Genomic DNA, 18,180 nt, shown 5'->3' on the forward strand with positions numbered 1-18,180 from the left:
CCGCTCCTTTTCTAAGGCGTCACGTGTGATGATCAGTTGATGCTGACACCCAATGCGGCACCCACGGTGTCGTTCCAGCGCTGTGCCCAATCACCACCGGCGCGTTCGGCCCAGTCTGGCAGGATCGAGGCTTCAAGAACCTCAATCGCGCGAGCCTGATCCTCTTCCGACAGTTCGACCAAAGTCATCGACGCGGATGGGCCTGCTGCGCATTCACCTGATCCGGTCAGACAGGCGATATCGCGTTCCAGCGCGCCGCCGGCATCAGCCCATGCGGGGTCTTCAAAGCCTGTGATCGCCTGTTCGGTCAGGAATGCCTGCACGGCAGGGTCAAGCGCGTCCCAGGTATCCAGATTGACCGCCGTGATCACCGGGTCCCAACCGCCCAAAGGCAGGTTCACCAGATGGGTCGAAGATTCGTACCAGCCCGAGGCATAGCCCGACCCGGCCCCAGTCACGGCACAATCAATCACGCTGCGCTCCAAAGCACCCGGCACTTCAGAGAATGCCATCGTGATGCCTTCTGCACCCAAAGCCTCAAGGAACAGCGTCGTCATCCGGCCAGAGCCACGGATTTTCTTGCCTTCCAGATCGGCAAGGCTGGTGATTTCGGTATCGCAGAACACGATCTGCGGCGGATAAGGCGCGATGGCCAGCATATGGGAATTGAACCGGTCACGCATGATATCGGCGACCATCGGCTTGGCCGCTTCGGTCATCTGGCGCGCCGTGTCGGCATCAATCGCCAGCAGCGGGACATCCAACCCTTCCAGTTCAGGCGCATCGGCGACGGTGTAGTCACCCACGGTCATGCCCACGTCAAAGACACCATCGCCGAGCATGCGGAACACGTCGCCACCGGCAACACCCATCTGGTCGAATGTTGTCATGTTGACGGTGATGCTGCCGCCGGAGGCTTCAGTGATCGCTTCTTCCCAGAAGGCGCGTTCGAAGTCCTGATAAAGCGGCAGGTTGCTCCAGCTTCCCACAACGGACAGCGTGGTTTCAGGCAGGTCTTGGGCCGTGGCGGTCAAGGCAAGCGGCACAAAGGCGGCAGATGCCAATAAGGAATGAAGGACAGTTTTCATGTATTTTCTCCTTGTTGAGGACAGTTTCTGGTTTTTGGAATGCGCGACATTTGCCGTCACGCATCGGTCGACAGGTCAGTCACCAGCATGTGACCGGGTTCGTGCATGATCGCGATTGCAGGCTTTGCCTTGCGGATCGCGGATTGTGGGGTCACGCCACAGGCCCAGAACACCGGCACGTCACCGGGTCGCAGGATCGGCGCATCGCCGAAATCGGGCGTGTCGATATCGCTGATCCCGATGGCAGCAGGATCGCCGAAATGCACCGGCGCGCCATGCGCCTGCGGCATCTGCGCCGACAGGACCATCGCCCGGATCGCGTCAGGCGTGGAAAACCCACGCATCGACACCACCATCGGCCCGCCAAAGGGACCGGCGGCATAAGTCTGGATATTGGTCAGATACATCGGCACATTGCGCCCGGCATCGATATGGCGCACCGGGATGCCCGCCTGCAGCAATGCTGTTTCAAACGAAAAAGAACAGCCGATCACAAAGCTGACGAAATCATCGCGCCACAGATCATGGATATCGGTCAGTTGTTCTGCCGGCTCTCCATCGCGGAAAACGCGGTAGCGCGGCACATCACTGCGGATATCGAGACCATCGCCCAGATTGGGCAGGCGCGGATCACCGGGTTCCGACACGCCAAGGATCGGCGCAGGTTTCGGGTTCATGACGCAGTAGCGCAGAAAATCCCCCGCCAGATCACGCGGCAGGATCACCACATTGCCCTGCTGAAACCCCGGTGCCTGCCCGCTGGTCGGTGCGGCAAAGCGCCCCTCGCGGCAGGCCAAACGCAATGCGGCTGCAGTTTCAAAAGTCGGTTTGGCTGTGGTCGGTGTATCCAGCATGATATTGTTCTGATCCCATCCGCTTCGGTCCCAAGCGCGACCTTCGCAAGCTATTAGTAAGCACCAACTGGCAAAATTAGTCTAATTTTTAGTTTTCATCAGTCTTGATCAATTTTATTGATCGCCAATCAAAAAATATTCGATCTTTCATATTGAACCGGCCAGCTTGCATTTTGTGCCTTCAGCGCTTGTGCGGCTTTGAGCGGCCAATGCGGATCAGCCAGCAAACCACGCCCCAACAACACCAAATCGGCATCGCCATTGGCAACAATCGCCTCAGCCAGATCGGGCGCATTGATCAACCCGACAGCGCCGGTTGCCAGCCCGGTTTCCGCCCTGATCTGGCGCGCTAAAGGCACCTGATACCCCGGATGGATCGGGATTTGCTGACGGGGATCATTCCCACCAGAGGTGCAATCAATCAGATCAACATCGCCGCGCGTCTGCAGGATCTGACAAAGCCGGACACTGTCCGCGACGCTCCAACCGCCATCGACCCAATCAGTCACGCTGAGCCGCACGAACAATGGCAGGTCCTGTGGCCATTCGCTGCGCATGGCATCCAGCGACGCGATCAGAAAGCGGATACGGTTTTCAAAACTGCCGCCGTATTCATCAACCCGGTCATTGCTCAACGGCGAATAAAACTGATGGATCAGATATCCATGCGCGGCATGCAGCTCGACAATGCGGAACCCTGCCTGATAGGCGCGGCGGGTCGCCTGCGCCAGTGCATCCAGTTCAGCTTGGATCCCTGCCGCATCCAAAGCGCGCGGCGTCGGCCACCCATCAGCATAAGCCTTGGGAGATGCACCAACAGTCGGCCAACCACCGTCCACCTCATGCACAGGATGACTGCCCTCCCACGGTCGCCCGACCGAGGCTTTGCGGCCCGCGTGACCCAATTGGATCGCAGGCACCGCCCCTTGTGATGTGATGAAAGCGGCGATCCGGGCCAGTGCGTCGCGCTGTGTGTCGTTCCAAAGACCAAGATCGTGCTTTGTGATCCGTCCATGCGGCGTGACATGCACAGCCTCGGTGCAGACGATGCCCGCACCACCAGCAGCACGCGCGCCAAGATGCACCAGATGCCAATCATCCGGAACGCCGTCCTGCGCCGAATACTGGCACATCGGTGACAGCACGATCCGGTTGCGCACAGTCACAGACCGGAAACTGATCGGACGGAACAGATGCGGGTTTGGATCACGGCGCAGAATACGGCGGGCATTCTCGCCCGTGACACGGGAATCAGCGGATGGATTGGTCATCATCTCTCCTTCAAGGCTGCTGAGGTTCACGATAGCCTGCGGATGACGAATAAGTCGAATTTTGATATTTTATCCAAGTTGATCAGATTTAGTAATCAGACCCAAAAAGAATTGGCGTCAGCGGGGTCGTGATCGGCGTTTCGGCCCCTGTTTCACCGATAATCACCATCTCACCCAAAGCCGCACCGCCGACACCGGGCAGAAACAAATTCGGATGCAGTTCCAGCACCATCCCCGGCGCGAGAATTCCGCCAGCACCATCGGGCCTTTTCGCAGGGGCTTTAACCCCAAAACTCTGCACGAAAGCATCGGTCAGGATTGGGTCCTCATAGGACATACCCAAACCATGCCCAAAGCGGAAGCGTTGCAGATCATGGCGGTCCAGACTCAGTGTACCGGCGCGGAATGTATCCTCCATCGCATCCACCAGATCGGTCAGCGGCAGGCCGGGGCGCGCATGATCCAGCCCGGCGCGCAAACAGACCGCCACGATATCCAGTAGTCGCGCGTGGTCTGGGCGCATCTGACCGACGGCGCCCATCCTGATGCCATGCGCCCAATGACCGTCCACGGTCAGGGCGATTCCGACCAGCACCTGATCCCCCGCCCCGACAAAGCCTTGCGTTTCTTCCGGCCAGTATCTCGGACGGTCCGCTTGCGGACGTATCGTCAGCCACATCCGGCACGCATCAGCGCCTTGCGACACAGCAAAGCTCTCCAGGTCGCGCTGCGCGTCAGCAACTGATGCCCCAACAGTCAGGACAGAAGGCAGCCGGGCAAAGATAGCATCACAAATCGCAGCCCCGGCGCGGTGCAGTTCAAGGGCGGCAGGTTCCTTGATCACCCGCATCCGGTCCAGCACCGCGCTGGCCGTGTCGTCTTCGCGGATGACGGGATGCAGATGGCGCGCGATGCCCATGGGCAATTCATCCAGCCCGATCAGCTCGACGGTGCCTGCGGGAATGTGGTCACGGATCAGACCCGCCCAGCGATCCGGCGGCAGATAGACAGGGTCCAGCTCCGGCAAGGTTTCAGCGGCAAGCGGCACCATAAACGGGCTGGCGCAAATCAATCTGGCCCCAGTCTGTGTCAGAACAAGAAGCGACGCGGATTCATGCCCATCCCACCCCGTCAGATAGCGCAGCGCGCCATGCGATTTGCTGCCCGCGCCCAAGGCGCTGCCCATCCCGAACACCAGAACCGGCCGCCCCAGTTCGGCCACAAGAGCGTCTCGCCTGCGCTGATAGAGGCCGGGATCATTTTGTCGCAATGTCTGGGTCATCTTGTTCCCTTTGATCTGATCACATGAAGGATCAGCGGCGGGTTAACTTTCGGCAAGACAAAAGCAGTCACTTTGCGATCAAAGTATTCATTTCGATGCGCGTAGGTCAGTAAACCGATTTACGGCAGGTTCATTTAGTCGGACACAGCTGGGACGTGTTTGATGATGGGCCACCACCGCGCAAACACTTTCGCATCGTCATCAAATCAGATCAGTTTGGCCTCCATGCTGATCTCGGCGTTCAGCAGCTTGCTGATCGGGCAACCTTTTTCCGTGGCTTTGGCAAGCTCCATGAATTTCTCTTCCGAGAGACCGGGCACCGTCGCCGTCAGCGCGATATGGGCTTTGGAAACCTTGAAACCACCATCGGCCGGGTCTTTCTCAAGCGAGACAGTCGATTTGACATCGATGTTTTCAGCCTCAAAGTCGTTTTCCGTCAGGTTCAGCGACAGGGCCATCGCAAAACAGGCGGCATGGGCCGCGCCGACAAGCTCTTCCGGGTTTGTGCCTTCGCCGTCCTCAAAGCGCGCTTTGAAACCGTAGGGGTGGTCCTTCAACGCGGCCGTTTCGGTCGAAACAGTGCCTCCGCCGTCCTTGATCGTGCCCTTCCAGTTTGCAGTTCCGAACTTGTCGATCATGGTCATCTCCTTTTACTACCTATGAAACGACCTAAGCCTGATCAGGTTCCTGTAAAGCGGCAAGGTCAGGATTTCTGGAAAGCAAAATCGACGTTCAAATCGCCAGGAACAATACTCACCGAACAAATCTCCCAGATCAAACGTCTTTGCTGATACCGGCAGCCCCGCATCCGCCATCCGCCATCCGCCATCCGCTCGGGGTCCGGCAGATCCTGTAAACACACCAGCCAGAACGCGATCATAAAAGTCTCTGTCGTCACAAAATTGCATGGCTGTCACCCCCGTGTCAGAGCTTTGGCCAAGGCCGGATGCTGCTGCGCAAACACCAGCGGGTCGATGCCCTGCCGGTGGGCCTTGGCGGCCAACCGCAGCGCGGCGACCCCGGCACCCGGACCGTCGGGGTGACCCATGATCCCGCCACCAGCGCAGAACAGGAAATCCTCATTGCCCAAGGCGGCGGCTGTCGGGCCGACCTGCCAGGCGGTCTGGCCTGATAAAAACACGGGCAGCGCCGTCATCTGTGTTCCTTCGCCCAAGGGTGCCTGCAAGGCGCGGGCCGATTCGATCACCGTGGCGTCGGGTTCGGTGAATTTGTTCCCCAGCCCCTTGACATGCAGATGATCCACCCCGGCCAGCCGCCAGAGTTTTTACATGGCCGGAAAGGCAATGCCGATGTCAGGGGACCGCGACAGCAGGCCCCACCCATTCCGATGCCCATGGATCGGCAGCGAAGAGCGGTCGCGCAGCCAGCGCAGCCCGACCAGACCCAGCGATTGCAACGACACCATGGCACAGGTGCCGCCCAGCTGTGCAATCAGGTCAAGGCGTCGGGCCATCTGGTCAATTTCACCAGTGATGTTTAGCGCATACATCACCTTTTTGCCCTGCCGCTCTGTTTGATAGACCTAATCAATTTTAGCATTCTAGTGATCGAAGCATGAGGGGTCTGTCTCCATCGAACATCCACAACCTTATGGAGTTGTCCGTGCTTGTCTCGCGTTTCACTTATCCCGCAGCCCTCGTCGCGCTCGCCCTAACGAACGGCCACGTGATGTGTCCGCCAGCTTTGATGCCCCGCATCGCATTCAATCGTAAAAAACTCTGTGACAGCGGCCCTGTCAGTTCAAGATTCCTGTTGAACCTCTAGCAGCTTGAGGGTGTAGGCCGATCCAAAACCGGGAATCAAGCGGCAGGTCATTCACGTTGAAACTGACATTTCTTCAAGAAACCCATGGGGTGACGGCGCGGCTGACATCCGAGACGGCGCTGATCACCGCATGGGCCGTGGCGCTGGTCGCGACGCTGTCGGTGCTGTTTATCGGCGAGGTCTTGGGCCAGATGCCTTGCCTGCTGTGCTGGTATCAACGCGCTTTCATGTTCCCGCTGCCTGTCGTTCTGGGTCTCGGCCTGTGGTGGCAAGACCGTGGTGTCGGTCGCTACTCTCTGGCGCTCAGCCTTCTCGGCGGGGCCGTCGCGCTTTGGCATATGGGTCTTTACCTCGGTGTCATCCCCGAGCCGATCCGGCCCTGCACCGCCACCGGCCCGTCCTGCACCGATGCCAATCAGTCGATCCTCGGGATACCGATCCCGCTGCTGTCTTTTCTGGCCTTCGCGCTGATCGCGGGCCTGTCCGCCTTTTCCCTCAAGGAGTCTCACCGATGACCCGCCGCCCTTTGATTGTGTCCATTCTTGTTCTGGCTTTGGCCGCCTTTGTCGGGGCGGCGTGGTATGTCACGCGTCCTGCGCCTGTCACAACCGCCGCGCCGCTGCCTTCGGCGCAGAACGACGCGCTGTTGCGCGGCTCTGCACCGATCCTTGGTCCTCAGGATGCGCCGGTGACCATTGTCGAATTTTTCGATCCGGCCTGCGAGGCCTGCCGCGCATTCTATCCGGTGGTGAAGGACATCATGGCCGAACACGGCGATGCGGTGCGCGTTGCGATCCGCTATGCGGCCTTCCACGGGGAAGCCTCGGTTCAGGCGATCCGCCTGCTGGAAGCAGCGCGGATGCAGGACCTTTATGAGCCGGTGATGGCAGCACTTTTGCGCGAACAACCGCGATGGGCCGCGCATGGCGCACCTGATCCGGAGCTATTGTTCGAGATTGCAGCGACGGCCGGGCTCGATGTCGCCGCCGCGCGCAACCAGATGCTGGCGCCGGGCGTCGTGGCGGTCCTGAACCAAGACCGCGCCGACGTAGAGACCCTGGGCATCCGCCAAACCCCGACCTTCTTCGTCAATGGCCGACCGCTTGACCCGTTCGGTGAGGAGGAACTTCGCGCGCGGGTGGCCGCAGCGGTTGCCGCGACTGAATCGTAACTGCGGACTCAACAGAAAGGACAGATGATGCAACACGTAACCCTTGCCGCGATCATGTTTCTCGCCACAACGCTGGTCACACCCGCCCTCGCCGGATCTGAGGATGTGGTGATCGAAGACCCTTGGGCGCGTGCCGCAATCGGGACGGATCGCCCCGGCGCTGCCTATATGTCGGTCCGGAACATCGGCGACGATGCGGTGACGCTGACCGGGCTGAAGACTCCGCTGGCCATGAGGACCGAGATACACCAGACCACCACCGATGCCGCTGGCGTCAGTTCCATGGCCCCTGCGGGTGCGATTGTCATTCCGCCGGGCGACAGCGTCACCCTGAAACCCGGCGGCCTGCATGCAATGCTGATGAAGCTGCAAGCCCCGATGACCGAAGGCGAGATGTTTCCCCTGACGCTAGTCTTTTCGGATGGCGGCGAAGTCACCATCGACGTGCCGGTCCTGAGTGTTGCCGCACGTGGGCCCAGTCACTGATGCAGCGACGAACGTTTCTTGGATATGGCGCAGCAGGTCTTGGCGCATGCGGGCTGACCTTTCTGGCCGGATGGTGGCAAGTGGATGGGCCCGGCGCGCCGGAACAGGCGGCTGAGCGGCCTTTGGCCTTGACGCAGATGGACTTCCGCCTGACGGATCATGAAAACCAGCCAGTGGGCCCCGAGACTCTGGCAGGCCGCACCGCCTTGGTGTTCTTCGGCTTCACCTATTGCCCTGACGTCTGCCCGACGACCTTGGCGGATATTTCCGGCTGGCTTGATGCATTGGGCGCAGATGCCGGGCGGCTGAATGTCGTTTTCATCACCGTCGATCCCGCGCGCGATACGGTCGCAGCGATGGCAGATTATGTCGGCTATTTCCATCCCGCGATCCGTGGCTGGACCGGCCCGCCAGCGCAGATCGCACGCGCCGCCGCAGGCTTTCGCGCGACCTATCAGAAGGTGCCAGCCGATAACGGCGATTACACGATGAACCATACGGCCAGCGTGTTGATGTTCGACGTCACTGGCCGGTTTGCCGGTACAATCGATTATCACGAACCGCGGGAATTCGCGTTGCCCAAGATCCGCCGCGTTTTGCAGACAGAAACCGAGACCCCGACATGAAGCTGACCTACCTCGTAACAGGACTGGTTCTGGCAGGCGCCGTATCCGTCACCACTTTCGCGCTGAGCGGCGCAGGGCGGCAAGACCCGGTTCCGCCACCGCTTGCCGCCGCTGACCTGTGGTTGCCAGCCCCGCTGATATCGCCAGCAACAACACCACCGATCAAGGCAGATTTCACCGGCCCCGACAAACCGCCCGCGTTCATCCTGCCGGTGCCACCCGCTGTCCCGATTGCCGAGACCGCATTGCCCGTCATTGACCCGCCGCGCCGGACATGGTCGCGAGAGATCGCATCCGGCGAGACGCTCGATATGGTTCTGGCAGAGGCCGGAATCGCCGCACCATTGCGTGCCGAAATCGCTTTGGCGCTTGGGGCCGGATATGATCTTAGGCAGCTGCGTCCGGGCCACCGGCTGACTGTCGTTGAAACGCCTGCCGGTGTTGCTCAGACCGTCACGTTGGAAGTCGATGACGGCATCCGGATCGAGGCGGTTTTCGGCGCACAGCCGCAGACGCGCATCGTCACACCCAGGACTGAACTTATCACCCGCGCAGGTGAAACCCGGATCACAAGCTCGGTCTTCGCGGCACTCGACGATGCCGGAATGCCAGCGCGCTTTGCGGTCGATCTGGCGCAGATGCTCGGCAGCACCGTCGATTTCAGGCAGGATCTCTCCGGCGGTGAAACCCTGCGCCTGATCTGGCGGGAAACCCGCGCGGGAGACGAGATGATCGGCCAGCCCGAACTGTCCTTCGCGGCGCTTGATCTGGGGGATATCCTGTTCGAGATTGTCTGGCCCGAAGACGGGTCCGGCCGTGCCACCCTCTACCGCAACGGTGAGGTGATGCGGGTCTTCGCGCTACCGGTCGAGGGCGCGCGGCTCAGCTCGGTCTACGGGCGCAGGACGCATCCGGTCTATGGCGATACGCGCATGCATACCGGCATCGATTTCGCGGCAGCGCGCGGGACGCCGGTCCATGCCACCGCGCCGGGCCGGATCAGCTTTATCGGGCGGCGCGGCGGCTATGGCCGCGTGATCGAGATCGCGCATGGTTCCGTTACGACAACCCTTTATGCCCACCTGAGCGCCACAGCCGACGGGCTTGGCGTTGGCGACACGGTTGCCGCGGGGGATATTATCGGCAGGGTCGGTGCGACGGGCACGGCAACCGGCCCGAACCTGCATTACGAAGTCCGCGTGGACGGTCGCCCCACCGACCCGCTTTCAGACGCCCGGCTTGCCGATGCCGCAGAGCAAAGCGCCGGTGACGACACTGCCCGCGCGATGTTGCGCGACGCCCGCGCCCTGCTCGCAGAGAAACTCGCGGGCAGGCGCGCGCCTGTCGGCAATGAAAGGCTCTGACTCATGAAACGGCCGGACCTTTCGCTGTCCGATATGCAAGTGCTGATACAATCAGGCAAACGACCACCGAAATCATCACCGATGCGCAGCGACAATCCCACCATCCTCCGCCGGATAGAGCACCGCCGTGACGCCGGTTTCAACCTGTTCGTAAAGGTCGTTGATATGCGGCATGACCATGCGCACGCAGCCCGAACTCGCCCGGCTGCCGATCGAGCGCGGCGAAGGTGTGCCGTGAATCCGCAGATAGGTGTCACGGTCCCCGATATAAAGATACAGCGCACGCGACCCCAAGGCATTCTGCGGTCCGGGCTCCATCCCATCCTTGAATTGCGCATAAGTTTCGGGCTCACGTCGGATCATATCTGCCGTCGGCGTCCAATGCGGCCAGGCCACCTTGCGCTGGATCGTGTAGACCCCCGGCTCGTAAAGACCGCCGCGCCCGATCGCCACGCCATAACGCATCGCCGTCCCATTCTTTTCGATATGATAGAGATAGCGCGCCACCGCATCGACATGGATATCACCGGGGACCAGATCGGCACGCGCAGCGACACGTTGCGGCAACAGGCGCGGGTGCAGGCCCCAGGGGTTCGTTGTGGCCGGATCGTAAAACGGCGGCGTCACCTGTGCATCCCATGCCGCTTTCTGGGCCTCGGTCGGCCATGTACTGGCAAAGGCCGCCCCGCTGATCGGTGGCGAGAACAGTGCCGCGGTCGCGGTGATGAAATGGCGTCTGGTCAGCATGAAATCGAACTCCTTTGGTTATGCTGCAATGTCGCAAGGCCGGGGTCTTATGCGCCGAAGATGCCGTCCCATCTGCGGGACAAATCAATGATCCTGGCCGCGTCCCGGAACGTATCCTGCTGCTTGCCGGTTCTGACCCGGTCTGGAAAACCCAATTTCAATCCCATCACCTCATCATGGAGCGACCTGTGACTGACCTTTCCCCCATCATGCTTGGTTTTCTGGGCAGTCTGGCCGCCGGGTCGCTGACGGCCCTTGGCGCGGTTCCGGTGCTGTTCGGGCGCGTTCCCACGCGGGGGATGCGCGATCTGTCGCTGGGTTTCGCGGCTGGCGTCATGCTGGCCGCATCGTTCTTTTCGCTGATCATTCCGGCATTGGACGCCGCAGAGACGCAGTTTACAGCCGCAGCGCTGGCACCCGCCATTGTCTGCATATCGATCCTGCTCGGCATGGGCGCGGTCGCGCTGATGAACGAGAAACTGCCGCATGAACATTTCACCCAGGGGCGCGAGGGTCCGCAAGCCGCCTCGCTCCGGCGGGTCTGGCTTTTCATCATCGCGATCACCATCCACAATTTCCCCGAAGGGCTTGCCGTCGGTGTCGGCTTTGGGTCGGGCGGTGTGGACGGTGGCCTGCCGCTGGCCATCGGGATCGGCCTGCAGAACGCCCCCGAGGGGCTGGCCGTTGCCGTCTCGCTTTTGGGTGAAGGCTATTCCAGATGGCGCGCCTGGGGCATCGCCGCACTGACCGGCATGGTCGAGCCTGTCGGCGGGGTGCTGGGTGCCGGCATCATCACATTGTCCGAACCGCTGCTGCCTTGGGGTCTCGCCTTTGCTGCAGGTGCTATGCTTTATGTCATCAGTCACGAGATCATCCCGGAAACCCACCGCAACGGACACCAGAACAAGGCGACGCTGGGTCTGTCGATCGGGCTGGTGATCATGCTCTTTCTGGACGTCTGGCTCGGGTGAACCGGACATATAAGACGTCCGTTCATGTTAGGGACCGGCGCCATCTGGTCGCTGCAGGTATTCTGGCATCATATCGACCTTCGTTTTCTTTCAGGTCTGACGCTGCTAACACCTACAGCAACTAGAGCTTCAAGAGCTTATCGCGCTTCTTCCCAGAAAAAATCTCACCGTGACAGACACAGGAAAGAAGGGGCGGTTACATTAATTGACGTATCTGACCTGTCTGCCGTCAGCACCTTTGGGACAGATCGAGAAACGCCCAGATAGCGTGACAGCTGTCACACCCAGTCAAGTTGAGTGTCCAATCGGATGCCCCACCGGGTGTGATGTCGGTCCTCACGGGCAGACCAGCAGCGTTGACCTGGAGGTGGATTTTGGTCGTAAAGCCACCTCTTGAGCGGCCTAAACCCTGTCGCGGGGCGCCCGTGCGAGCGATCCAGAAAATCCCTTCAGGAACAAGGCGGTGGTTGGTCGGCTTGCGCCCGGACTGACAGAATAAACAGTTCAAAGAACGCCTACTCGATTGCAGATACCAGCTTGAATCATGCCTGCAGAGCGATGTGAATTCTTTTTTGCCAAAACGGCCAAGACACATTGTCAGAGTTTGCAGAGGGCACCGTATCTGCACTATGGACTACGGAGTGTTTTTGCCAATCAGAAGACTGCATAACCTCATGACCCTTATCGAACGTGTTCAAAAAATCGCCGATCGGCTGACCGGCACTGAGGGTCGGTTGGTGGCAGAACTCATGCAATCCCCGCGCGAGATTGCACTTGGCACCTCGGCAGAATTTGCGGCACGGATCGGCGCGCATGAGGCCACGACATCGCGGTTGGCGCGCAAGCTGGGCTTTGACAGCTATGCTGATTTCCGCGACCATCTGCGCGCAGAGTTTCTGACCAATGGATCACCCTCTGACCGCGTGGCGCAGACGCTGAGCGGGGCGCAGGAAAAAGGCTTTCTGCCGCTTTTGATTGCCGAAGAAATCGCCGCGCTGACCCGGCTGGGCGATTATGTGCAGGACCGTCAGATCGCCGCCGCAGTGCAATTGCTGAACCGTCCCCGGGTCTTTTTATTCGCGCGCGGCAATGCCGAGGCTTTGGCGGTGCTCATGGACCGCCGCCTGCGCCGGATGGGGGTGGCGACCGTGCTGCTGCGCGGCGATGCCCGCGATCTGGCAGAACAGATGCTGACGCTGGGCAAGGATGATGCCGTGCTGCTCTTCGCCTTTCGTCGCCAGCCGCGCGATTACGCGCGTATCATCGCGCTGGCACAACAGCGCGGCGCGGCGACTTTGGCGATTTCAGGCAGTCTGGGGCCCGCGCTGGCCCCGCCGCCAGACCAGTTGCTGGCCGCACCAAGATCGGGCGCGCGCGAGGGGTTTCAGACGCTGACCGTGCCGATGGCTCTTTGTAACGCGCTGGTGCTGGCCTTGGCGGCAGAGAGAGGAGAGGCGGCCTTGCACATGCTGGAAAGGCTCGGGCCTTTGATCGCCTCTTTCGAGGATTAACTTGCAAGTTAACTTGCACGTCATAAATTTGTTGCAAGTTTAACCTACATTCATCAGCATCACCCCTGATCCAAAGGAATCATATGATGCGCACTGTTCTTTTCTCTCTTTGCCTGAGCTTGCCGCTGGCAAATGCAGCCTTGGCCCAAGATCTTGACACTATGACTGCCGCCGACCTGTTGCCTTTGGCGCAGACGGAAGGGTCGGTCACTGTCTATGCTTTCACCAGCCGCATTGGCCGCGTGGAAGAAGCGTTTGAAGCCGCCTATCCCGGGATCGACATGATCGGTTTCGATATGTCCTCGACCGAGATGATCGCGCGGCTGCGCAGCGAAGCCAGCGCCGGGATCGCCAATGCCGATGTGATCTATGTCTCGGACGCGCCGGTGGTGCTGACAGAATTGCTCGATTCCGGATTGATGGCGCCTTACGTGCCGCCGCGCATTGCCGATGCACTGCCAGACAGCGCGAAATCACCGCTGCTGCAACAGCGCCTTTCGACCAAAGTGCTGATGTATAATGAAGAAAGCTATCCCGACGGCGCGCCCGTCAGCAACCTGTGGGAGCTGACACAGCCGGAATGGAATGGCCGTGTGATGATGGTCGATCCGTTGCAGCGCGGCGATTACCTTGATCTGATGACCGAAATCGTGTTGCGCGCCGATGAAATGGCTGTGGCTTATGAAGCAGCCTTTGGCGAGGAAATCACGCTGGATGACGGGATCGCCGATGCCGGTCGGCAATTCATCGTCGATCTTTTCGCCAATGATGTTGTGCTGTTCGGGTCCACTGATGACGTGAATGTTGCCATTGGTGCGACAGGGCAAGAGGCGGCACCGATCGGTTTCACCTCTTATTCTGACCGCCGCGACAATGAAGACGAAGGCTGGGCCTTGCAGGTCGCCAATGATGTCACCCCATCGAATGGTATCGTCTTTCCGGCACTGCTGGCGCTGAACCCCGAGGCACCGAACCCTGCCGCCGCACGGCTCGCCATGGATTTCCTGATGGGTGACGACAGCGACACAGGTGGTGATGGTTTTGCGCCGTTCTATGTCGCAGGCGATTGGGCGACACGGACCGATATCACCCCGCATCCTGATGCGATCCCGCTTGCGGATTTCAACGGCTGGCAAATTGATCCGCAGCAGACCGCAACGATCCGGGCCGAAGTGGCTGATCTGATCCTGCAAGTGCAGTAACCCGATCTGCAAGCTGGGGCGGGCAGGACCTCCCTGCCCGCCCGTTTTGTCAACGACCCCGAAAGAAAGACCCAGATCATGACCACCCGGGCATTTCGCCAGTTGCACTTGCCCAAAGGGCTTGGCCTGAACCTTGTCGTGCTGCTGGTGCTGGTGCTGCTGGTCGCGGCCCCTTTGCTGACGATCCTGATGCAGACCCTTGACCCTGACCGGATCGGCGCGTGGCGCGATGTGCTGGCCAGCCCCTTGTCGCCCAACCTGTTCTGGCGGCCTGCGGCCAATACGATGATCCTTGGCTTCGGTGTCGCCATCGGCTGTATCCTGATCGGTGGCTTTCTGGCCTGGCTCGTGGTGATGACCGATATGCCCTATCGCGGGCTGATCGGGTTTCTGGCCACACTTCCTTTCATGATCCCCAGCTTTGCCACGGCACTTGCCTGGGGCACGGTATTTCGCAACGGCCGTGTCGGCGGCGGTGGTGGGCTGTTGGAAGGGATCGGGATCAACGTGCCCGATGCGCTGGCCTGGGGCATGATTCCGACGATGATCGTGCTGATCGCGCATTATTACGCGCTGGCCTTTACCGTGATCGCAGCCGCTTTGGCCACGGTGAACGGCGATCTGGTCGAAGCCGCCCAGATGACCGGTGCCAGCCGCAAGCGGGTTTTGTTCGGCATCGTGCTGCCGGTCGTGATGCCTGCGATCATCGCGGGCGGATCGCTGTGCTTTGCCGCTGCCGTATCGAATTTCGCAGCACCCGCGTTGTTGGGCTTGCCAGTGCGGATGCAGACGCTTTCGACCCGGCTGTTTGGCATGATCGAAATTGGTCAGGTCGAGCGCGGCTATGTCCTTGCCATTCTGCTGATCGTGATTTCCGCGGTGTTTCTGGCCTTTGGTAACCGTATCCTGTCCGGGCGGCGCAGCTTTGCCACGATCAGCGGCAAGGGCGGGCGCGCACGGCGGTTTGCGCTGGGTGGCGCGCGGCTGCCGCTGACGGCAATCGCGCTGCTGATCTGTCTGCTGACGACAATCATGCCGATCATCCTGCTGATCGCGGCCAGCCTTGCGCCGATGGCCTCGGCGCTGTTTTCCGACTGGACCCTGCATTTCTGGATCGGGGCCACTGATCCCGCCTTTGCCCGTGGGCAGGCCGGTGTGCTGAACAATCCGCAATTGTTGCGCGCTTTGGCACTGACCATGGGCCTTGGCGCGGTCGTGGCGCTGATCGCCAATGTGATCGGCATCCTGATCGCCGTCGCCCTGACCCGCCACCGCCTGCGCGGCATCAGCGAGGCTGTCAGCCAGCTGAGCTTTCTGCCGATGCTGCTGCCCGGTATCGCCTTTGGCGCGGCCTATATCGCACTTTATGGCGCGCCCATCGGCCCGCTGCCTGCGCTTTACGGCACCTCGACGCTGCTCTCACTGGCGCTGACCGCCGCGATGTTGCCCTTTGCGGTGCAGACCGGGCGCGCGACCGTGGCGCAGATTTCCGGCGATATTGATGAGGCGGCACGGCTGACCGGCGCGGGGTTCTTCCGCCGGATCGGCGCGATCACATTACCCTTGGCCAGCCGAGGGCTGATCGCCAGCCTTTTGCTGTGCTTTGTCAATGTTATCAGCGATCTGGCCATTGTCGTGCTGCTTTACACGCCGACCACGCCGCTGTTGTCGGTGTTGTCCTATCGCTATGCCTCCGATGGATTTCACCAATTCGCCAATGCGGTGACTTTGGTGATCCTCGCGATCTCCACCCTTGCCGCCGGGCTTGCCGCGCTTTTGCGCGGGCGCAACCGGCCCTGGCTTTCTTCATGAGGAATTTATGATCACGCTTGATAATCTTGGCAAAACTTTCGGCACCGCAATGGCTGTGCAGGATGTAAGCCTTTCTGTTCCCGAAGGGGCGTTTCTGGTGCTGCTTGGCCCCTCGGGCTGCGGCAAGACCACGATCCTGCGGATGCTGGCGGGGCTGGAACATCCGACCGCCGGGGTGATCCGCTTTGACGACAAGATCATCGCCGATGCGGCGCGCGGCTTCACGCTGGAACCGGGGCGGCGCGATGCCGGGCTGGTGTTCCAATCCTATGCGCTCTGGCCGCATATGAGCGTCGCTGGCAATGTCGCCTGGCCATTGCGCGTGGCCGGTCTGAGCCGGGACGAACAGCGCGCCCGCGTCGCTGAGGCGCTGGAGATGCTGGGCGTGGCCGGACTTGCCGCGCGCTATCCGGGCGAGATTTCGGGCGGCCAGCAACAGCGTGTCGCCATCGCGCGGATGATCGCGCCGCGTCCGAAAGTACTGCTGTTCGATGAACCCCTGTCCAATCTGGATGCAACCTTGCGGGTCGAAATGCGGACCGAATTGCTGCGCGTCCACCGCGCCACGAAAGCAACGGCAGTCTATGTCACCCATGACCAGATCGAGGCGATGACGATGGCGACTCATGTCGCGGTGCTGAACGGTGGGCGGGTCGAACAATTCGACACACCGGAACGGTTGCTGTCGGACCCGGCTTCCGCCTTTGTCGCGCGGTTCATCGGCACGCCACCCGCCAATCTGATCCCGGTGCAGGATGGCGCCTGGTTCGGCACGCTGCCCTGCCCTGCTCTGCCCGGGGCCAACGGGCATGGCATGGTGCGCGCAGAAGATCTGATGATGGCTGACGCGCCCGGACCGGATGCCGTGGCCGCCCAATTGGTTGAGGTGGTGCCGATGGCCGGACGGCGGCTGGTCACCGGCATGGTGCAGGGGCAGCGGCTGACCGCGGTCACAGATGCGGCCCATCCGATCCCGGCGGATCTGCATTTCCGGCTGCCCCCCACCCCGTCGGCGGTGTTTGACGCAGAAGGCAGGCGGTTGTCATGAAAAAATTGTTATTGGTGCGCCACGGCGAAAGCATCTGGAATGCCACGCGCCGGTTGCAAGGTCAGGCTGATATGCCCCTGTCAGAGCGCGGCATGGCGCAGGCGCGCGCACTCGCGCCGCTGATCGACCGTCTGGCACCTGATGTCGTGCTGACATCGGATTTGCAACGTGCGCGGCAAACGGCGGACCTTCTTGGTTACCCCGATGCAAGGCCGGACCCCCTGCTGCGTGAAATCGAGGTGGGTGATTGGACAGGTCAGGAAATCGGCACCCTTGATCCGGTGCAGTTTCAAGGCTGGCGCGCCGGCAGCTATGCCCCGCAAGGGGGTGAAACATGGCCAGCATTCCGCATGCGGGCGCAATCGGCGGTCACAGCGGCGCAAGCCAGCGGAGAGGACACAATCTTGATGGTCTGCCATGGCGGTGTGATCCGCGCCTTGCTTGACGGGCTGATCGGCCTGTCGCCGGACCGGCTTCTTCCGGTCGGCCCCGCCAGTCTGACAGTGCTTGCTTTTCGCGGCGGCAAGGCCAAACTGGAAGCGATGAATGTGACCGCTGACGGGCTGTCTTTGGACGCTCCGGATTGAGCGGCGGTCGGGAAAAGGGCCTTGCGAGATTAGGTGCGCTGCAAGTGAACGGGGCCCGAACCCTGTCAGATGAAAGGTCGCGTGAAGCGGATCAGGGCACCGACGCGCGTCAAGCTACCACAGCTGATGGACATGCGGTGCAATGCGCGCCTCATATATGTCGCGCACCTTGTCCATCGTCTCCGGCGAGAGGGGCGCGAGCGCATCGGCTTCCGCATTCGCCTTTGCCTGATCGGGCCGACGAGCGCCGGGAATAACAACCGAAACGGCGTCGTTCATCAGGATCCAGCGGAGCGCCATCTGCGCCATGGTCGCGCCGCCCGGCACCAGCGGACGGATCTCGTCAACAGCATCCAAAGCGACATCATAAGGAAC

Annotated in this window: 19 protein-coding genes and 2 pseudogenes; 11 read left to right on the forward strand and 10 right to left on the reverse strand. The window is 61.0% G+C overall.

Annotated features, from left to right (window positions below):
* Positions 1-32: 32 nt before the first annotated feature.
* From VOY09_RS16885 to VOY09_RS16915, 7 genes and pseudogenes are all read right to left on the reverse strand, one after another.
* A complete protein-coding gene (locus tag VOY09_RS16885) occupies positions 33-1,088 on the reverse strand; it encodes a TRAP transporter substrate-binding protein (RefSeq protein ID WP_322895566.1) in 1,056 nt (351 codons plus the stop codon).
* Between the two features lie 56 nt (positions 1,089-1,144).
* A complete protein-coding gene (locus VOY09_RS16890) occupies positions 1,145-1,942 on the reverse strand; it encodes a putative hydro-lyase (protein WP_322895565.1) in 798 nt (265 codons plus the stop codon).
* 128 nt (positions 1,943-2,070) lie between these two features.
* Positions 2,071-3,213: an NADH:flavin oxidoreductase/NADH oxidase gene (locus VOY09_RS16895; RefSeq protein ID WP_322895564.1), complete on the reverse strand. Its 1,143-nt coding sequence runs from the start codon at positions 3,211-3,213 to the stop codon at positions 2,071-2,073.
* Between the two features lie 88 nt (positions 3,214-3,301).
* Complete coding sequence (locus VOY09_RS16900) at positions 3,302-4,495, reverse strand: M24 family metallopeptidase (RefSeq protein ID WP_322895563.1); 1,194 nt, start codon at positions 4,493-4,495, stop codon at positions 3,302-3,304.
* Positions 4,496-4,701: 206 nt separating this feature from the next.
* Positions 4,702-5,133: an OsmC family peroxiredoxin gene (locus tag VOY09_RS16905; RefSeq protein WP_322895562.1), complete on the reverse strand. Its 432-nt coding sequence runs from the start codon at positions 5,131-5,133 to the stop codon at positions 4,702-4,704.
* A 65-nt stretch (positions 5,134-5,198) separates the two neighbouring features.
* A complete protein-coding gene (locus VOY09_RS16910) occupies positions 5,199-5,375 on the reverse strand; it encodes a hypothetical protein (protein ID WP_322895561.1) in 177 nt (58 codons plus the stop codon).
* A gap of 33 nt (positions 5,376-5,408) precedes the next feature.
* Positions 5,409-6,005 (reverse strand): annotated as a pseudogene (locus VOY09_RS16915) (RuBisCO large subunit C-terminal-like domain-containing protein).
* A 337-nt stretch (positions 6,006-6,342) separates the two neighbouring features.
* Here VOY09_RS16915 and VOY09_RS16920 point away from each other — a divergent pair.
* Genes VOY09_RS16920 through VOY09_RS16940 form a run of 5 tightly spaced genes read left to right on the forward strand, consistent with a single transcriptional unit; the run spans position 6,343 to position 9,927 of the window.
* Positions 6,343-6,795, forward strand: coding sequence for a disulfide bond formation protein B (locus VOY09_RS16920; protein ID WP_322895626.1), 453 nt, complete (start codon positions 6,343-6,345; stop codon positions 6,793-6,795).
* Positions 6,792-7,451, forward strand: coding sequence for a DsbA family protein (locus tag VOY09_RS16925; protein ID WP_322895560.1), 660 nt, complete (start codon positions 6,792-6,794; stop codon positions 7,449-7,451). Before VOY09_RS16920 ends, VOY09_RS16925 begins: the two co-directional genes overlap by 4 nt.
* Positions 7,452-7,478: 27 nt before the next feature.
* The gene (locus tag VOY09_RS16930; protein WP_416236771.1) at positions 7,479-7,937 is read left to right on the forward strand and encodes a copper chaperone PCu(A)C; all 459 of its coding nucleotides are present in this window, start codon (positions 7,479-7,481) and stop codon (positions 7,935-7,937) included.
* Positions 7,937-8,563, forward strand: a complete 627-nt coding sequence (locus tag VOY09_RS16935; RefSeq protein WP_322895558.1) for an SCO family protein — start codon at positions 7,937-7,939, stop codon at positions 8,561-8,563. Before VOY09_RS16930 ends, VOY09_RS16935 begins: the two co-directional genes overlap by 1 nt.
* The gene (locus VOY09_RS16940; protein WP_322895557.1) at positions 8,560-9,927 is read left to right on the forward strand and encodes a M23 family metallopeptidase; all 1,368 of its coding nucleotides are present in this window, start codon (positions 8,560-8,562) and stop codon (positions 9,925-9,927) included. Before VOY09_RS16935 ends, VOY09_RS16940 begins: the two co-directional genes overlap by 4 nt.
* A 75-nt stretch (positions 9,928-10,002) precedes the next feature.
* On the opposite strand, the gene VOY09_RS16945 is transcribed toward VOY09_RS16940, so the two are convergent.
* Positions 10,003-10,674: a L,D-transpeptidase gene (locus VOY09_RS16945; protein WP_322895556.1), complete on the reverse strand. Its 672-nt coding sequence runs from the start codon at positions 10,672-10,674 to the stop codon at positions 10,003-10,005.
* 188 nt (positions 10,675-10,862) lie between these two features.
* On the opposite strand from VOY09_RS16945, the gene VOY09_RS16950 reads away from it, so the two are divergent.
* The gene (locus VOY09_RS16950) at positions 10,863-11,645 is read left to right on the forward strand and encodes a ZIP family metal transporter (RefSeq protein ID WP_322895555.1); all 783 of its coding nucleotides are present in this window, start codon (positions 10,863-10,865) and stop codon (positions 11,643-11,645) included.
* Between the two features lie 298 nt (positions 11,646-11,943).
* Here the strand turns inward: VOY09_RS16950 and VOY09_RS16955 are convergent.
* A pseudogene (locus VOY09_RS16955) lies at positions 11,944-12,132 on the reverse strand (IS5/IS1182 family transposase); the annotation flags it as partial.
* A 187-nt stretch (positions 12,133-12,319) separates the two neighbouring features.
* Between VOY09_RS16955 and VOY09_RS16960 the strand changes: the two are divergent.
* The 5 genes from VOY09_RS16960 (at position 12,320) to VOY09_RS16980 (ending at position 17,805) form a co-directional block, all read left to right on the forward strand.
* Positions 12,320-13,156 carry a MurR/RpiR family transcriptional regulator gene (locus tag VOY09_RS16960; RefSeq protein WP_322895554.1) on the forward strand — a complete coding sequence of 279 codons (837 nt, stop codon included), beginning with the start codon at positions 12,320-12,322 and terminating at the stop codon, positions 13,154-13,156.
* An 86-nt stretch (positions 13,157-13,242) separates the two neighbouring features.
* Positions 13,243-14,358: an ABC transporter substrate-binding protein gene (locus tag VOY09_RS16965; RefSeq protein WP_322895553.1), complete on the forward strand. Its 1,116-nt coding sequence runs from the start codon at positions 13,243-13,245 to the stop codon at positions 14,356-14,358.
* A 78-nt stretch (positions 14,359-14,436) separates the two neighbouring features.
* Positions 14,437-16,170 carry an iron ABC transporter permease gene (locus tag VOY09_RS16970; protein WP_322895552.1) on the forward strand — a complete coding sequence of 578 codons (1,734 nt, stop codon included), beginning with the start codon at positions 14,437-14,439 and terminating at the stop codon, positions 16,168-16,170.
* Positions 16,171-16,177: 7 nt separating this feature from the next.
* Positions 16,178-17,218, forward strand: coding sequence for an ABC transporter ATP-binding protein (locus tag VOY09_RS16975; protein WP_322895551.1), 1,041 nt, complete (start codon positions 16,178-16,180; stop codon positions 17,216-17,218).
* Entirely contained in the window at positions 17,215-17,805 is a 591-nt protein-coding gene (locus tag VOY09_RS16980) for a histidine phosphatase family protein (RefSeq protein WP_322895550.1), read from the forward strand. The genes VOY09_RS16975 and VOY09_RS16980 overlap by 4 nt, the downstream gene beginning before the upstream one ends.
* A 114-nt stretch (positions 17,806-17,919) precedes the next feature.
* Here the strand turns inward: VOY09_RS16980 and VOY09_RS16985 are convergent.
* The coding region (locus VOY09_RS16985; protein ID WP_323811297.1) for an aldo/keto reductase at positions 17,920-18,180 on the reverse strand (261 nt) is incomplete at its 5' end.

Source organism: Yoonia sp. 67-2 (assembly GCF_035117555.1).
Taxonomy (GTDB): Bacteria; Pseudomonadota; Alphaproteobacteria; order Rhodobacterales; family Rhodobacteraceae; genus Yoonia.

Bases quoted from the DNA above. Each gene is read 5' to 3' on its own strand.
- VOY09_RS16885 (WP_322895566.1), bottom strand. From the start codon at position 1,088: ATGAAAACTGTCCTTCATTCCTTATTGGCATCTGCCGCCTTTGTGCCG.
- VOY09_RS16890 (WP_322895565.1), bottom strand. From the start codon at position 1,942: ATGCTGGATACACCGACCACAGCCAAACCGACTTTTGAAACTGCAGCC.
- VOY09_RS16895 (WP_322895564.1), bottom strand. From the start codon at position 3,213: ATGACCAATCCATCCGCTGATTCCCGTGTCACGGGCGAGAATGCCCGC.
- VOY09_RS16900 (WP_322895563.1), bottom strand. From the start codon at position 4,495: ATGACCCAGACATTGCGACAAAATGATCCCGGCCTCTATCAGCGCAGG.
- VOY09_RS16905 (WP_322895562.1), bottom strand. From the start codon at position 5,133: ATGATCGACAAGTTCGGAACTGCAAACTGGAAGGGCACGATCAAGGAC.
- VOY09_RS16910 (WP_322895561.1), bottom strand. From the start codon at position 5,375: ATGATCGCGTTCTGGCTGGTGTGTTTACAGGATCTGCCGGACCCCGAG.
- VOY09_RS16925 (WP_322895560.1), top strand. From the start codon at position 6,792: ATGACCCGCCGCCCTTTGATTGTGTCCATTCTTGTTCTGGCTTTGGCC.
- VOY09_RS16930 (WP_416236771.1), top strand. From the start codon at position 7,479: ATGCAACACGTAACCCTTGCCGCGATCATGTTTCTCGCCACAACGCTG.
- VOY09_RS16935 (WP_322895558.1), top strand. From the start codon at position 7,937: ATGCAGCGACGAACGTTTCTTGGATATGGCGCAGCAGGTCTTGGCGCA.
- VOY09_RS16940 (WP_322895557.1), top strand. From the start codon at position 8,560: ATGAAGCTGACCTACCTCGTAACAGGACTGGTTCTGGCAGGCGCCGTA.
- VOY09_RS16945 (WP_322895556.1), bottom strand. From the start codon at position 10,674: ATGCTGACCAGACGCCATTTCATCACCGCGACCGCGGCACTGTTCTCG.
- VOY09_RS16960 (WP_322895554.1), top strand. From the start codon at position 12,320: ATGACCCTTATCGAACGTGTTCAAAAAATCGCCGATCGGCTGACCGGC.
- VOY09_RS16965 (WP_322895553.1), top strand. From the start codon at position 13,243: ATGCGCACTGTTCTTTTCTCTCTTTGCCTGAGCTTGCCGCTGGCAAAT.
- VOY09_RS16970 (WP_322895552.1), top strand. From the start codon at position 14,437: ATGACCACCCGGGCATTTCGCCAGTTGCACTTGCCCAAAGGGCTTGGC.
- VOY09_RS16975 (WP_322895551.1), top strand. From the start codon at position 16,178: ATGATCACGCTTGATAATCTTGGCAAAACTTTCGGCACCGCAATGGCT.
- VOY09_RS16980 (WP_322895550.1), top strand. From the start codon at position 17,215: ATGAAAAAATTGTTATTGGTGCGCCACGGCGAAAGCATCTGGAATGCC.